This window comes from Oryzifoliimicrobium ureilyticum (genome assembly GCF_037199735.1).
Classification (GTDB): domain Bacteria; phylum Pseudomonadota; class Alphaproteobacteria; order Rhizobiales; family Rhizobiaceae; genus Rhizobium; species Rhizobium ureilyticus.
Genome location: NZ_JBBBVQ010000024.1, coordinates 76,802 through 92,153 on the forward strand (window position 1 = coordinate 76,802; position 15,352 = coordinate 92,153).

Sequence of the window (15,352 nt, forward strand, 5' to 3'; positions counted from 1 at the left end):
ATGTGAGACATTGTATTAAGTTGATGCACAATTGGAATAACAATGCGCCGAAGACTGATCCCAGATATTGTCAATCTCCAGGCTTTTGAGTGCGCGGCGCGTCATCAGAATTTCTCGCGAGCCGCAGAGGAGCTGAATCTGACGCAAAGTGCGGTCAGTCGCCAGATTGCCGAACTCGAGCAGCAGACGGGCCTCAAGCTGTTCGAGCGCGTGCGCCAGCGCGTGATCCTGTCGGAAGCCGGCCAGAGGCTCTTGCCGGAAGTGCGTGAACTTCTGACTCAGTCGGAACGTTTGATGATTGGCGCTGTCGCTGCCGGTAACATGCGCCAATCACTGAAGATTGCGACACTTCCGACTTTCGGCACGAAATGGCTGGTCCCGCGGTTGGGGGATTTTCTGGCGGGCCATCCCGATGTTGCCATGACGATCGAGTCCCGATCGCGTCCGTTCAGTTTTTCCGAGGATCATTTCGATCTCGCAATTCATTTCGGCCAAGCTGCCTGGGCAGGGGGCCTTTCCACCTTTCTGTGTAAAGAGGCGGTCGTTCCCGTTGCCAGCAAACAATTTGCAGCTCAGTTCGAGACAACGCGAAACTTGGATTTTTCGAGTGTCTCTCTGCTTCAGCTTACCACTCGACCGAAGCTCTGGGCGGAATGGATGAACGAGAACGGATATCCAGGCTACGGCGCTTATCAGGGCGTCAGGTTCGACCAGTTTTCGATGATCGTATCGGCGGCGATTGCGGGTTTAGGTGTCGCTCTGCTGCCCACCTATCTGATCGAAGAAGAACTGCGGTCCGGTCATCTGCTAAGATTATCGGATATGCCGATGATCACCGAAAATGCCTATTATGTCGTTCGGCCGGAGACGAAGCAGACCAATGAGGCTGCGGATATGTTCCAGTCCTGGCTTTTGTCGCAGGTGGGGGAAAATGTCACTTCGCCTGGGTAAGCGCTCTCTTGCTGTGCAAGGCAGCGGCTGCGTTCTTCGTCATCTGCCAGCGGTGCAGTTCCAGCATCGCATCAGGGAGAGCGCGGTGCGCCGGCTTCACGGGCGGCTCGCTCTCTTCAATCACCGTCTTCACAAGCTCGGTGATTTCAGGGTCTGAGACATCCTCGCCCAGGATTAGCCGTGCGGCCTTAGCGAAGGCATCATCGGATTTGGCAAGCTTGAGTGCATGCCGCGGTCTGCCGGCAGCACGTAACAAGGTGCTGAGCCATTTGCCATCCCAGGAGGGCGCGCTCGCGTAAAGTTCGTGCGATTGCAGGACTTCCAGCATTTCGCTGACGAGGTCCTCAACCTGTGCACCGGCAGACAGCAGTTCTTGTTTCGATATCCCATGGATGGATTGCGCCCTGTCGGACCAGTCGGTCCAATTGGGAAGGGGCTTAATCAGCGTGCTGCGTGAGCGTCCGTCTTCGAACACCCAGGCAATTTCGATCGGAAAGCTGTTCTTGTTCAGCGAGGAGGCTTCGAAATCAAGAAATACAATCATCGCTTTCTCAGGACACCAGCTTCATTCTCCTTCACGAGATAGGAGCTTGCAAGCCGAGGTGAAGGTGGTTGGGCTCTTTTCTGCCACTCCCAGATGATTGTTTTTCCGAGCTACGGCATAAACGACCGTCGAAGATGGCCGTCTATGAATGGTGTATTCGGCAACTCTGCCTGAAGGCTATTTAGAGCCGGATCTGCAACTTCACGTCTTCCGGCAGACCCTTCGCGGCGCGTTCGAATGCCTTGATGCTGTCTTGGAAGTCATAGGTCTCGGAAATCAAAGGCTTCAGATCGACCTTGCCTGACGCGATCAAGTTGATGGCACGATCGAAATTGTTTGCGTAGCGGAAAACCGTCTCGATACGCGCTTCTTTAATGATCGAGCCGGCAACGTCAAAGTTGACGGGCTCGACTGGAAGTCCGACCAGGACGAGAGTGCCGCCCGGGCGCATGAGATCGAAGATCCCCTGGTAAGCCCTCGGACTTCCGCTTGCCTCGAAGATAACATCGGCGCCCCAGCCATCCGTCGCCTTCATGATCGCATCCTGGAGGGACTCTTCCTTGATATTGACCGGCGTAATTCCAGCATACTGGCCTGCGATCTTGAGCTTCGGGGCGCTGAGGTCGGACACGAAAACGCGAGAGCAGCCACCTGCAAGTGCGGCAAGCGCCGTCATGATGCCGATCGGGCCACAGCCGATCACAATCGCGACGTCGCCAGGCGTGATCTTGGCGCGTGTGGAGGCCTGCATACCAACGGCGAAAGGTTCGATCATCGCACCTTCGGCAAAGCTGACATTGTCAGGAAGTTTGTACGTAAAGGCAGCAGGATGAACCACTTCCGGCGTCAACACGCCATGGATTGGAGGCGTTGCCCAAAACCGGACATCGGGATCGACATTGTAGATGCCGAGCTTTGATGCGCGGGAGGACATGTTGGGGATGCCCGGTTCCATGCAGACCCGATCGCCCACGGACAGATTACGCACGTTGGAACCGGTTTCGATAACCGTGCCGGCGGCCTCGTGCCCCAACACCATGGGTTCCCGCAAAATGAAGGACCCAATCGCGCCATGGGTATAGTAATGAACGTCGCTGCCGCAAACACCCACCGTGTGGATGGCAATTTTAACATCGTCCGGACCCACGGTACGGGGCAGATCGATGTCGCGGATTGCCAACTCGCCGACGCGCTCGAGAACTAAAGCTTTCATGGGGTCTTCCTATGCTCAGAGGCCGCAGGCCCTCTTCGATAATGCCATAACGGGCAGCGCATCGAAGCACGTGCGATGACGCGCCAACCGTTTCAATCTCGCTATCAGGCTTTTCGAAAACCCTCGCGGATCTTCGAGCCGATGCTTAGATATGGCGCGAAATGACCATGGCCTCAATAGGACTGCGGCTCAAATGTGTCGAAAGCTGTTACGAACCTGCAGGAACGGGCGGCGCTTCATCGATGCCGGACCGGGGGCGAGATCGTAACTTATCCAGCAACAAGTAAATCACCGGCGTCGTGTAAAGTGTCAGCAACTGGCTCACCAGCAGCCCGCCGACAATGGCATAACCCAAAGGCTGGCGCAGCTCTGCCCCGGAGCCATGACCGACCGCAAGCGGAATACCGCCCAGAAGCGCCGCCATCGTGGTCATGAGGATAGGCCTGAAACGCATCTTTGCCGCCTTCATGATGGCCTGCTCGCTGCTGAGGTTTTCTTCTGCCTCAGCCTGTATGGCGAAATCGACCAGCATGATGCCGTTCTTCTTCACAATGCCGATCAACAGGATGACGCCAATCATGGCCACGAGGCCAAAATCGAGGCCGGCCATTTGCAGAGCCAAGAGAGCTCCAAGACCTGCAGAGGGTAGGGTGGAGAGAATGGTGAGAGGATGGATGAGGCTTTCGTAGAGCACTCCGAGAATAATGTAGACGACGATGAGTGATGCGAGGATGAGCAAAGGCACGGTTGACAGCGAATCCTTGAACGCTTTCGCGCTGCCGGCAAAACTGGTTTGCAGTGAGGCCGGAGGATGCATATCCGCCACTGCTTTTTCAATTGCAGCCGTTGCCTGGCTCAGCGCGACCGAAGGCGCAAGGTTGAAGGATATGGTCACTGCAGGCGACTGGCCCTGGTGCGAAATCGAAACCGGCGAAACGCCGTCTGTCGTCCACTTTGCGATGACCGAAAGAGGCACCAGTGTCCCATTGGAAGCCCGTACGGAAAGCCTGTCCAACGTCGCGATGTCGCGCTGCAGACTCGGCAAGACTTCCAAAACGACACGGAAGGTGTCAGTCTGCGTGGAGTATGATGCGACCTGCCTTTGCCCGAACGCGTCATACAGCGTATCGTCGATTGTCGAGGGCAATACACCGTACAGGGTGGCGGCAGCACGGTCTATCTTGATCGTCAGGTTCGGCGCCTCAGCCTGTTGATCGCTGCCGACATCACGCAGCTCGGGAAGCGCTTGCAACGCGGTCGTGACCTTGGTGGCCCATTGCGCGAGTTCGCTGACGTTTCCGTCCTCCAGCGTGAATTGATACTGGGTCTTGGCCGGTCGGGCGCCGATATTGATATCCTGGGCCGACTGCATGAACAGCTTGATGCCCTGCTGCGCGTTGAGGGCTTCGCTTAGTCTTGCGATGACCTGCTTGGCGCTCACATCGCGTTGGTCGAGCGGTTTCAGCGTGATGTTCACGTGACCTTGATTGAGCGCGTTGCCGCCGTTGCCGCCGCCAATATCCATGAAGACGCTATAAACCGCAGGATCCTTGAGGATGATCGCGCTGACCCGCTCTTGCAATTTCGCCATCTCTGTAAAGGAGATGTCGGGCGAGGCTTGGGAAAGACCTGCGATGAAACCGGTATCCTGTTCCGGGAAAAAGCCCTTCGGAACGGTGATGAAAAGGTACGCTGTGGCCGCAACCGTCAGGAGAAAGATGACGAGCGTGATATAGCGGTGGCGCACCACGGGACCGAGGCTCTGGACGTAAAGCTCCGTCAGCCTGTTGAAGAAGCGCTCTCCGGCCTCATAAAACCATCCCTGCTTCTGGCTGCCGGGCGCGCCGATAAACCGCGATGCGAGCATGGGGGTCAGGGTGAGCGACACGAAGGCGGATATGACAATGGCAATGGTCAACGTCACGGCAAATTCGCGGAACAGCCGTCCGACAATGCCGCTCATCAACAAGATAGGGATCAATACGGCGATCAAGGAAAGCGAGATCGACACAATCGTAAAGCCGATTTCGCCTGCGCCCTTGCGCGCCGCTTCCGATGGGGCAAGACCATCTTCGATATGCCTTGTGATGTTTTCCAGCATCACGATCGCATCATCCACGACGAAGCCAACGGCAACCACAAGTGCCATCAAGGACAGGTTGTCGAGGCTGAAGCCCATGACCCACATGGGTGCGAGCGATCCCGCGAGCGCGATTGGCAAGGTAAGGACGGGAATGATCGTGGCGCGGATGTTGCGCAGGAAGAGAAAGATGACCAGCACGACGAGACCGATCGTCAGCATCAAGGTGAACTGAACGTCCTCGACAGACGCTCTGATCGTATTGGTGCGGTCGGTCACGAGCTCCAGCTTGATCGTCTTTGGCAAAGACGCCTGAAGCGCAGGCAATTGCTCCTTCACCGCATTGACGACGGCAATGACATTGGCACCGGGTTGGCGGAAAACATCAAGGGCGATACCACGCTCGCCATTGGTCCAATGCGCCATCTTATTGTCTTCCGCGCCGTCGATCGCCTGGCCGATGTCGCGGATGCGAACCGGGCCGCCATTACGATAGGCAATAACGGCATCGTTCCATTCCGCGGCGCTTGTGATCTGGTCATTGGTATAGATCGGGAAGGTACGCGTTGGATCGTCAATGTTACCTTTCGGTGCGCTGAGGCTCAAATTTCCGATCGCGCTGCGAACATCCTCAAGTGTGACATTTGCCTGTGCCAGACGCCCGGGATCAACAGCTATGCGGATCGCCGGCTTCTGTTTGCCGCCAATATTGACATAGGCGACGCCGGAAACCTGGCCGATCTTATTGGCGACATTGCTCTCGATATATTCGTCGAGCTGCGGCAGGGTCAGCGTATCAGAACTTGCCGAAAGCTGCATGACCGGCGCATCCGCCGGATTGACCTTTCTGACCGTGGGCAGCGTCGTCATATCCTTTGGAAGCTGTCCGGAGGCCTCGCTAATAGCTGTTTGGACGTCGCTCGCAGCGGTTTGGATATCTTGGTCTAGTCCGAACTGAACGGTGATCGACGTTGTGCCGAGCGAGCTCGTCGATGTCATCTCGCTTATGCCGCTGACACGCGACAGCGCCTCTTCGATCGGCTGCGCGACGCTGGACGCCATCGTTTCCGGCGATGCGCCTGGAAGGTTTGCCGCTATCTGAATGGTGGGAAAATCGATCTGCGGGAGGGCGGAGACTGGCATCAGGGGATAGCAGAGAGCGCCAAGCAAAAAGATGCCGGCCATGATCAAGCCCGTCGCTACCGGGTGGAGAATGAAGAAATCGAAGAAGTTGCTTTTCTGCGGCTGCTGGTGGTGCTGGTGAAGAGACTCCTTTGCGCTCATTGGGCGGCCTTTTCTGCAATTTCCCCGGTGGGGGAGCCGGTCCATGGTGTCACGGCAACCTTAACGCCGTCGGCAATGCGCGATTGGCCATCCATGACAACCTGTTCGCCGTCCTTGATACCGTCAGTCACAAGCGCCATCGCATCTGTGACAAAAGCAGTCTTGACCTGCCGCTTCGATACCTTCCCGTCGGGGCCGACGACATAGGCGTAAAGTCCGTCACGACCGCGGGCAAGGGCTTTATCAGGTACAACGATGCCGGTGCGCTTTTCGACGACCAAACGGGTGGTGACGGGCAGACCCGGCCATAACACGCCCTCCTTGTTGTCGAACGTCGCGCGCAGATGGATAGATCCGTTGGAGGCATCAACGGCATTGTCCATGACGGTCAGTTTACCCTTAGCCAGCAGCCGTGCTCCATCCGTCGTTCCGACCTCGACATCGGCAATTCCATTCTTCAGCGCCTCTCTGATCTCGCCGAACCTTTCACCTGGGGCGACGAAAGAGACGCCGATGGGATCCATCTGCGTCACGGTGACGACGCCGTCCGTCGAGCTTGCGCTGATCACGCTGCCGACATCCACCTGCTTGAAACCGGTACGGCCTGTTATAGGGGAGGTGACGGTGGCAAAACCGAGCTGCGTTTCCGCATTCTTGATTAGCGCCTCGTCATACTGAACCGCGGCCGCATATTGCTTGCTTGCTGCATCTTTTTGCTCAAGGGTCGAAGTGGAGGCGATGCCCTTCTCGGCCAAAGCCGCATAACGCTGGGCATCGGCGGTTGCAGTGTTCAATTGGGCTTCATCCTGCGCTTTTTTTGCTTTCGCAGAGGCAAGTGCCGATACGAGTTCCCGGTCGTCGAGTTTAAAAAGCACACTGCCTTTTTCGACGATCTGACCTTCCATGAACGAAATGTCGGTAATTTGCCCGTCTATGCGGGGCCTGACCGTGACCGTTTGGAGAGGCGCGACGGTACCAATGCCATAGATGTTGCGGTCGATCGACGCGCTTTTAGCCTTAATGGCCGTGACAGGGATTGCGGCTATTTCATCTGCAGCGGCAGACGTCGCACATGTCAGCGCCAATACAAGTGAAATAGTCAGTTTTCGAAAGGAATAGGCATAAAGAAAGAATTTCATGAAAATCAACTCCGCGAAGCCAGCCTGAAAACGTGTTAACGCCCCTTTTGGTTCATGAAGATGAAGATGCTTGTGCCGCTTTCGAGTAAAAAAGAGGTCGCCTCTACTTCCGGATGAAAAGTAAAAAGGTGCGTCTCAATGCTAAATTGAAATATAACAGCAGATTAGTCAGTGCGCCTCGTTTTCCGTCGCCAAGGCAGATAAATATGATAATTTTTGTCTTGTTTTGTCGGGGCCGTTGTGGCTATAGGCGGACGTCGTTTTGCCATGCGAGGTCGCTATGAAGTTTCACAATATCGTTCGGGTCGTCTCTGGCTTCTGCGCCCTGTTTGCCTTGACCGGCCAGCCTGCCTTTGCCGCGCAAACCACATATCCCCTTACTCTCGAAAATTGCGGGACGAAGATCACGTTTGAGAAGGCGCCGGAACGGGCCATCGGTCTTGGGCAAAATAGTGCGGAAATCCTTCTCCTGCTTGGCCTCCAGGACAAGATGGCTGGAACCGCGTTCTGGCCGAGCAAAGTGCTGCCGGAGCTGGCCGAGGCAAATGCGAAGGTTAAACTCTTGACGGTGGAGTTTCCGACCTTTGAGACGATTCTAGCTCAAAATCCGGACTTTGTTGCGGCTGCTTTGCCAAGCTTGGTTGGACCGGCCAGCAAGGTGGCCAAACGCGAAGACTTCGAAAAAGTCGGCGTGCCGGTCTATCTATCGCCGAGCACGTGCCTCAGCACAGATAAGGTCAAGGATTATTACGGCAGCCGTGCGCAACTCTGGAACATGGATCTGCTATACAAGGAAATCGATGAGCTTTCACAGATTTTCGATGTTGCCGATCGCGGCCAGGCGTTGATCGCGGATTTCAAAAAGCGTGAGGCTACCCTTCGCTCGACCGTTTCAAAAGATGGCAAGCCACTTTCCTATCTCTTCTGGTTCTCTAGCCAGTCCCCATCTTCGGACGCTTATGTCGGAGGAAAAAACGGCGCATCCGGTTTTATCGCTGACCTGCTTGGTGGCAGAAATGCCATTACGACGGACGCGGAATGGCCGACCTTGAACTGGGAAAGCATCATTGCCGCCAATCCGGATGTGATTGTCGTGGCGAGCCTCGACCGCAACCGGTGGGAGCTTGATAAGCCCGAGGCAAAGATCAAATTTCTGAACACGGACCCCGCTGTTAGTCAGATGCCGGCCGTGAAGAACAAGGCGATCGTCGTTATGGATGGACAAGCCATGAACCCGACGATCAGAACTCTTTATGGCGCTGAGCAGGTCGAAGCGCAGCTGAAAGCGCTCGGTATTATAAAGTGAGACAACGCGATTATACGGCGCAGCCGGTCGTCGTCTTCTGTCTTCTGCTGCCCGTTTGCCTCTTGATAATTGCTCTGGTGGTCGCCATCAGTGTTGGGATCGGGGATCTGCCGATCCCCATCTCGACGACATTTGCCGCGATCACGAACCGCCTTGGATGGACCCATATTGAGATCAGCCGCATTTATGAGACGGTGATATGGGACTATCGCCTGAGCCGTGCGCTCGTTGCTGCATTCTGTGGCGCAGGTCTTGCTCTGTCAGGAGCGATTATGCAGTCGCTTTTGCGCAATCCGCTCGCCGAGCCCTATGTGCTCGGGATTTCTGCCGGAGCATCGACAGGAGCGGTTGCGATCGTCATTCTTGGGTTCGGTGCAGGGGCAGTTTCTCTTTCCGCCGGTGCATTTACCGGCGCTTTCGCTGCCTTTCTCTTCGTCGCACTGCTTTCGAATGGGACGCGTGGCGGCGCTGACCGAACCATTTTGGCAGGTGTCGCGGCCTCACAGCTCTTCAACGCAGCAACCTCATATGTAGTGACCACGTCAGGCAATGCTCAACAAGCGCGAGATGTCATGTTCTGGCTCTTGGGAAGTTTTGGCGGGGTGCGCTGGCCGGAATTGGCCTTGGTGTCCGTAATTGTCGGGTTCGGACTTCTAGCCTGTCTCCTCTACGCACGCGTTCTGGATGCCTTTGCCTTCGGGGACGAATCGGCCGCTGCACTTGGCGTCAATGTTGGTCGGGCGCGGCTCCTTTTCTTTTCGCTTACAGCCATGATAACCGCGACGATCGTCAGCATGGTCGGCTCGATCGGCTTTGTCGGGCTGGTCGTGCCGCATGCCGCACGGTTTTTCGTCGGCCCGGTGCATATCCGCCTTTTGCCAACCTGCGCTGTTCTTGGCGCTATCTTCATGGTTTTGGCGGACATAGCTTCGCGGGCGCTCGTCCCGCAACAAGTCTTGCCAATTGGCGTTGTCACTGCCCTTGTCGGCGTACCGTTCTTTTCCGTCATTCTCTACAGATTACAGCGCGCCTCATGAGCATAAAAGCAGACAAAATCGTCTGGAAAATCGGAAAGAAAACCGTGCTCGACGACGTCTCATTCGAGGTAAAGCCCGGCCGGATGCTGGGTTTGCTGGGGCCTAACGGTTCGGGGAAAACCTCGCTTCTTCGTATTCTTGCAGGCTTGAAGCGTCCCAACTCCGGTCAAATCAGCATCGACAATCAGGACATGAAATTCATTGGCCGGCGCGCTCTTGCCCGGCGCGTTGCTTTTGTCGAACAGCACGCGACCACCAATGCAAGCCTGAGGGTCGTCGATGTCGTAAAGCTCGGCCGGTTTCCGCACCGCTCGATGTTTTCGGGCTGGTCGCCTGAGGATGAAGAGGCCGTCAACGAGGCTCTTGAGCGCACCGGTATGTCAGGCAAACGAAACGATCTATGGCAAAGCCTTTCCGGCGGCGAGCGCCAGCGCGCCCATATTGCAAAGGCTTTGGCGCAGAGCCCTAAGGAACTGTTTCTTGATGAACCGACCAATCACCTCGATGTCCAACACCAGATCGCGTTGATGAAGTTGGTCTGCGACCTGCCCATCACCAGTATCATTGCCCTGCATGACCTCAATCATGCAGCGATGTTCTGCGATGAGTTGATCATCTTGCAGAATGGCAGGCTTGTCGCCGCAGGTACACCGGACGATGTTTTGACGGAAGGTCTTCTGAAGACAGTTTTTGCCATCAACGCAAAGGTCGAACGCTCGCCGCACCACCTACGGCCGCACATTCACTTACTGCCTTAGCCGAGGCCATGGGACTTGCGATTGATCCAAGTTTCCCCTTATAGCCGGCCGTCGCCCATCGCGGTTTGACACTGTCCTTTGCGAGCAGACTAGCTATGGTACGCTCCGGAGGATCTTCGATGACAGTTTCAATTCCCTTTTCGCTGGTCGGTATCGATCATGTCGTCTTCGTCGTTGATGACATGGCGACCGCCTTGGAATTCTACCACGATGTAATAGGCTGCCGTCCAGGCTTCTCATATCCTGAGCTTGGTATGGAACAGGTCTGGTGTGGCGCGGCTTTGATCGTCCTTTGGGATGTGACGCATCCTGGCGGCCAAAAGGCAACACCGCCTGTATCGGGCGGACGAAACGTCGATCACATCTGCATTGCAACTGGTCCCTTCGATCATAGAGAACTGCGGGCACATCTTCAAAGCCATGGCGTGGAAATCGAGCGCGAAGCGGTGCATGGCGGGGCTCGTGGCATCGGTCATTCCTTCTATATCCGCGATCCATTTGGCAATCTGATTGAGATCAAGGGACCGCCGGAATATCCTGATGGCAGAGATCGCGCCGAACGAAGCTGATGGACGCATGCTCTTTGCAGCATCATATTTTTCCCATGCAAATCCGGATGCTTACTGCTATCGATCAGCGCTTCGTCAGGATGCCGCGTCTGCTGGATCTGCGTTAAAATTGTTACCGAGGTAGCTATCCATGCTCAAGATAAGCCCGAATTGTTCTGTTGAAGCGCGACAAGCCGTCGGCTTGCCTCCACGACGTCGAACCAGTTGGGGTATAGCTATCATGGCAGGTGTTCTTTTCCTCATGACCGCCCTCAATCTTACGCCCGCGGCGGCACAGGACTATAAGATCGGCAATATCGAGCTATCTGGCCTTTCCGCCAGAGCGATGCTGCCGGGTGCAAAAGTCGGAGGCGCCTATCTCACCATCATCAATCATGGAAACGAGGACGACCGGCTGATCTCCATCAGCTCAGATCGCGCTTCGCCGGTCCAAATTCATGAGATGAAAATCGATAATGGCGTGATGACCATGCGGGAGCTGAAGGCGGGCATCACCATTCCCGCGGGGCAGACCGTGACCTTGAAGCCTGGCGGCTACCATCTGATGTTCATGAATGTCACGCAGCCTTTCCGGAAAGGCGAAACGGTAAAAGCAAAGCTGACATTCGAGAAAGCAGGCGCGATCGAGCTTGAATTACCAGTGGGAACGCCATAACGCTCGACGGCAATGCGCGCAGAAGTCAGCCGGTATAAGAAATCCTCGCAAGGGTTGCGTCTCCATCGCGCTTCCTGACAATGACGCGGTGTAGTAGTGTATCTACTGGATATGACGCAGTGATTGTCTGACTGTATCGCTGAGACCAACATTGTTTTTTTGCTGTCGATCCTTTCAGCTTTCGCAAGTCTTGAAAGGTGTTGAGGCAATAAGTCTGCCGGCAACTTAAAGATTAACTATAGCTATAAACTGTTTGTTGACCTGTTTACTTTCGGTGTGGTTGGATAGTAGTTAAAAATCGCTGTCATAAAAGACCTTTAGATTGTAAGCAGCTTTTTGCGGAGAGAACTTTATCTCATGAAGTTTGGTACCAGTGGCCTTCGTGGCCTTTCTGTCGATCTAAAGGGTCGGGCTTCTGCGCTTTATGCATCGGCTTTTGGGCACTATCTCCTTGATAGCGGTCGCGTGAAGAAGGGCGATATAATTCTGTTAGGGCGAGACTTTCGCGACTCCAGCCCGGAAATAGCGAAGAATTGCGCGGACGCTCTGGCGGCTCTTGAGTTCAAGGTTGTCGACTGCGGGACTGTCCCGACGCCTGCTCTGGCTCTCTATGGTCTCCATCTTCAGGCCGCCAGCTTGATGATTACCGGTTCCCATATTCCTGCCGACCGCAACGGGATCAAGTTCTATCGGCCAGATGGCGAAATCGACAAGACGGATGAGGCCGCGATTTCAGCGGCAGCGGCGAAATTGGATCCCTCCTTTGAGCTGCCGAGTAGCGCAACGGAAATTGCTGATCGTTCAGCGGAATGCCTCGGTGTCTTCAGCGATAGAAATGCGGGTATTCTTACCAGCGCAGCTTTGTCTGGCCTGCGGATCGGTGTCTATCAGCACAGCACCGTTGCCAGAGATCTACTTTGCGAAATTGTGGCGGATTACGGCGCAGAGGTTGTGCCCCTCGGTCGTTCGACCGAGTTTATCCCCGTAGATACTGAAGCTGTTTCGTCTGAGACAATCCAGCTCCTTAAGAGCTGGGCCGCGTCCGACAAACTTGATGCGATCATCTCGGCAGATGGCGACGGCGATCGTCCTCTTGTGGCGGATGAGAAGGGGGTTCCCCTTCGAGGAGATCTTCTCGGTCTTATCGTTGCAAAATTTGTCGATGCCACCTCTGTGGTCACGCCCGTGACGTCGAATTCCGGAATTGAAAAAGCGGGAAGTTTTTCCGTCATCCGCACTAAGGTTGGCTCGCCCTTCGTCATTGCCGGTATCGAGGACGCCGTGGCGTCTGGAAGCCCGCGCGTCATCGGCTTCGAAGCCAACGGCGGTACATTGACCGGAACGGACATCGCCTTGAACGACTCCGTGCTGCGGCCTCTTCCAACGCGTGACTGCTTCCTTCCGATCCTGGCAGTCCTTGGCCTTGCTGCGAAAGCCGGCAAGCCATTGTCCGAGGTCGCCGCTTCCTTTACGCTGCCTGTCGCTGCTGCCGATCGTCTCGAAAATTTTGCTGTGGAGACCAGCGCGCGCTTGATGTCTTATTTGCGGGCTTCGGACGAAAATCTTGCGGAATTTTTGAAGCCGATCGGTCAGCCTGTCGCGACAACTGATATCGACGGTCTTCGCGTGACGCTGGCCGATGGTCGTGTGATCCATTTCCGGCCATCGGGTAACGCGCCGGAGATGCGCTGCTATGTGGAGGCGCAAGATGAGGATGCCGCAAATTCGCTTCTGAGGTCCGGTTTGGACCGCATCCGGTCCTGGGCCGGCAATCACTAACGCGACGGATCGCAAGGAAAAGGCACATGACCAAAAAGATCGTTCCCGTGATTATGGCCGGCGGCAAAGGCACGCGTCTTTGGCCGCTTTCCCGCGCATCCGCGCCCAAGCAGTTTATCCAGTTTATCGGCGATCGCACCCTGTTCCAGGACACGCTGGAACGTGTCTCTGATCCAGCGATTTACGAAGCGCCGATCGTGCTGACCAATGAAGAGTTTCGATTCCTGGTGGCAGAGCAGGCGCGGGAGCTCGGATGCTCGCTCAAGGCCATCCTTTTGGAGCCGGTTGGTCGCAATACGGCGCCTGCCGTTGCGGCGGCAGCTCGGCTGGTTTCGGACCTTCACGGACCGGATGTCGTGATGCATGTGCTGGGTTCCGATTACGAAATCGTCGCCGGGCAGGCATATTTCGACAGCGTCAAGAAGGCACAACAGACGGCGGAGCTCGGTAAGCTCGTCACCTTTGGTATTGAGCCGTCTGAGCCGGCGACGGGTTACGGCTACATCGAAGGCGGTGACAGCCTTCCGACCGGAGCGAGAACAGTTCAGCGCTTTATTGAAAAGCCGCCTCTCGACCGCGCCAAGGACATGGTCGCGACCGGCGGCTTTTATTGGAACTCCGGCATGTTCATGCTCAAAGTATCCTCGCTGATGTCCGAAATGCGAAATTACGCGCCTGAGGTCATGCGTGCTGCGGAAGATGCCGTTGAAAAAGCTGCCCGCGATCTCGACTTCATTCGTCTCGACGCGCAGGCCTTTGCAAAGGCACCCAATATTTCAATCGACTATGCGATCATGGAAAAGACGACGAATGCTGCGGTCGTGCCGTCGCCTTTCAAGTGGTCGGATCTTGGCAGCTGGGATGCTGTCTGGAAGGCTGGAAATCGCGACGAGCAGGGCAATGTCGCAACCAGCAATACGACCTTGCTCAATAGCCGTAACTCGCTGGTCATGACGCATGGGGTTCACCTTGCCGTTCAGGGCATGGAAGATGTGGCGGTCATCGCAAGTGAAGACGCGGTTTATGTCGGTCACCTACAGGAAAGCCAAAGTGTTGGCGACATCGTGAAGCTGCTTGCCTCTTTGCCGAAGACGGCGAAACTGACCGAAACGCATCCGACCTCCTATCGTCCTTGGGGCGGATATACGTCGATCTTCAACGGAGATCGTTTCCAGGTGAAGCGTATTTTCGTGACCCCGGGCAAGAAGCTTTCGCTGCAAAAGCATCATCATCGGTCTGAGCACTGGATCGTGGTGAAGGGCACTGCAGAAGTCACCATCGGCGAAAACGTCCAGATGCTGCGTGAAAACGAGTCGGTCTATATTCCTCTTGGCGAAGTGCACCGGCTCGCCAATCCCGGAAAAATCATGTTGGAGTTGATTGAGGTACAGACTGGGTCGTATCTTGGTGAGGATGATATTATACGCATCGTCGACGAATTCGGACGCAACTGATTCTGTTGCTTCCAGCGAACGCGGAACGAGGACGATATGCGTATAGTGATGATTGGCTCGGGCTATGTTGGGCTTGTTTCGGGGGCTTGCCTTGCGGATTTTGGCCATCATGTGACCTGTGTGGACAAGTCCGAGGCCAAGATCGAGGCTTTGGAGCGCGGCGAGGTGCCGATCTTCGAGCCGGGCCTGGAAGCCATCATTGCGCATAATCGCTCGGCAGGACGTCTTGATTTTTCTCTCGATCTCGCCGCGCCGGTGGCCGCTGCCGATGTCGTGTTCATCGCCGTGGGCACACCCTCGCGCCGCGGTGACGGTCACGCTGACCTCAGCTATGTCTATGCTGCCGCCCGCGAGATTGCCGCGGCCGTTAGTGGCTTTACGGTGATCGTCACGAAGTCGACCGTGCCGGTCGGAACGGGCGACGAGATCGAGCGGATTTTTCGCGACGAATTCCCCGGCAAGGACATTGCCGTTGTGTCCAATCCCGAGTTCCTGCGCGAAGGAGCCGCGATTGCCGACTTCAAGCGCCCTGACCGTATCGTCATCGGCACGGAGGATGCGCGGGCCAGTGAGGTGATGCGCG

The 15,352-nt window shown here is 55.9% G+C and carries 13 protein-coding genes; 9 read left to right on the top strand and 4 right to left on the bottom strand.

Going from position 1 to position 15,352, the window contains the following annotated elements; translation table 11 throughout:
* Nucleotides 1-36: 36 nt before the first annotated feature.
* Nucleotides 37-951: a LysR family transcriptional regulator gene (locus VQ830_RS24525; RefSeq protein ID WP_337270806.1), complete on the top strand. Its 915-nt coding sequence runs from the start codon at nucleotides 37-39 to the stop codon at nucleotides 949-951.
* Here the strand turns inward: VQ830_RS24525 and VQ830_RS24530 are convergent.
* From VQ830_RS24530 to VQ830_RS24545, 4 genes are all read right to left on the bottom strand, one after another.
* Nucleotides 935-1,495, bottom strand: a complete 561-nt coding sequence (locus VQ830_RS24530) for a 3'-5' exonuclease (RefSeq protein ID WP_337270792.1) — start codon at nucleotides 1,493-1,495, stop codon at nucleotides 935-937. The two genes, VQ830_RS24525 and VQ830_RS24530, sit on opposite strands and share 17 nt — an antisense overlap.
* A gap of 181 nt (nucleotides 1,496-1,676) precedes the next feature.
* Nucleotides 1,677-2,708, bottom strand: a complete 1,032-nt coding sequence (locus tag VQ830_RS24535; RefSeq protein WP_337270793.1) for an NAD(P)-dependent alcohol dehydrogenase — start codon at nucleotides 2,706-2,708, stop codon at nucleotides 1,677-1,679.
* Nucleotides 2,709-2,916: 208 nt separating this feature from the next.
* Nucleotides 2,917-6,072: an efflux RND transporter permease subunit gene (locus VQ830_RS24540; RefSeq protein WP_337270794.1), complete on the bottom strand. Its 3,156-nt coding sequence runs from the start codon at nucleotides 6,070-6,072 to the stop codon at nucleotides 2,917-2,919.
* Complete coding sequence (locus VQ830_RS24545; protein WP_337270795.1) at nucleotides 6,069-7,211, bottom strand: efflux RND transporter periplasmic adaptor subunit; 1,143 nt, start codon at nucleotides 7,209-7,211, stop codon at nucleotides 6,069-6,071. Before VQ830_RS24545 ends, VQ830_RS24540 begins: the two co-directional genes overlap by 4 nt.
* Nucleotides 7,212-7,491: 280 nt before the next feature.
* Between VQ830_RS24545 and VQ830_RS24550 the strand changes: the two genes are divergently transcribed.
* The 8 genes from VQ830_RS24550 to VQ830_RS24585 form a co-directional block, all read left to right on the top strand.
* Nucleotides 7,492-8,517 (top strand): ABC transporter substrate-binding protein, encoded by a 1,026-nt coding sequence (locus tag VQ830_RS24550; RefSeq protein WP_337270796.1) that lies wholly within the window; start codon nucleotides 7,492-7,494, stop codon nucleotides 8,515-8,517.
* 44 nt (nucleotides 8,518-8,561) lie between these two features.
* Nucleotides 8,562-9,554, top strand: coding sequence for a FecCD family ABC transporter permease (locus VQ830_RS24555; protein ID WP_337270807.1), 993 nt, complete (start codon nucleotides 8,562-8,564; stop codon nucleotides 9,552-9,554).
* The gene (locus VQ830_RS24560; protein WP_337270797.1) at nucleotides 9,551-10,312 is read left to right on the top strand and encodes an ABC transporter ATP-binding protein; all 762 of its coding nucleotides are present in this window, start codon (nucleotides 9,551-9,553) and stop codon (nucleotides 10,310-10,312) included. The genes VQ830_RS24555 and VQ830_RS24560 overlap by 4 nt, the downstream gene beginning before the upstream one ends.
* A 119-nt stretch (nucleotides 10,313-10,431) precedes the next feature.
* The gene (locus tag VQ830_RS24565; RefSeq protein ID WP_337270798.1) at nucleotides 10,432-10,881 is read left to right on the top strand and encodes a VOC family protein; all 450 of its coding nucleotides are present in this window, start codon (nucleotides 10,432-10,434) and stop codon (nucleotides 10,879-10,881) included.
* Between the two features lie 220 nt (nucleotides 10,882-11,101).
* Nucleotides 11,102-11,536, top strand: a complete 435-nt coding sequence (locus VQ830_RS24570) for a copper chaperone PCu(A)C (RefSeq protein WP_337270799.1) — start codon at nucleotides 11,102-11,104, stop codon at nucleotides 11,534-11,536.
* A 357-nt stretch (nucleotides 11,537-11,893) separates the two neighbouring features.
* Nucleotides 11,894-13,315 carry a phosphomannomutase gene (locus VQ830_RS24575; protein WP_337270800.1) on the top strand — a complete coding sequence of 474 codons (1,422 nt, stop codon included), beginning with the start codon at nucleotides 11,894-11,896 and terminating at the stop codon, nucleotides 13,313-13,315.
* A 26-nt stretch (nucleotides 13,316-13,341) separates the two neighbouring features.
* The gene (locus tag VQ830_RS24580) at nucleotides 13,342-14,769 is read left to right on the top strand and encodes a mannose-1-phosphate guanylyltransferase/mannose-6-phosphate isomerase (RefSeq protein WP_337270801.1); all 1,428 of its coding nucleotides are present in this window, start codon (nucleotides 13,342-13,344) and stop codon (nucleotides 14,767-14,769) included.
* A gap of 36 nt (nucleotides 14,770-14,805) precedes the next feature.
* Nucleotides 14,806-15,352, top strand: a 547-nt coding sequence (locus VQ830_RS24585; RefSeq protein WP_337270802.1) for a 2-dehydropantoate 2-reductase N-terminal domain-containing protein, incomplete at its 3' end; no start/stop codon positions are given.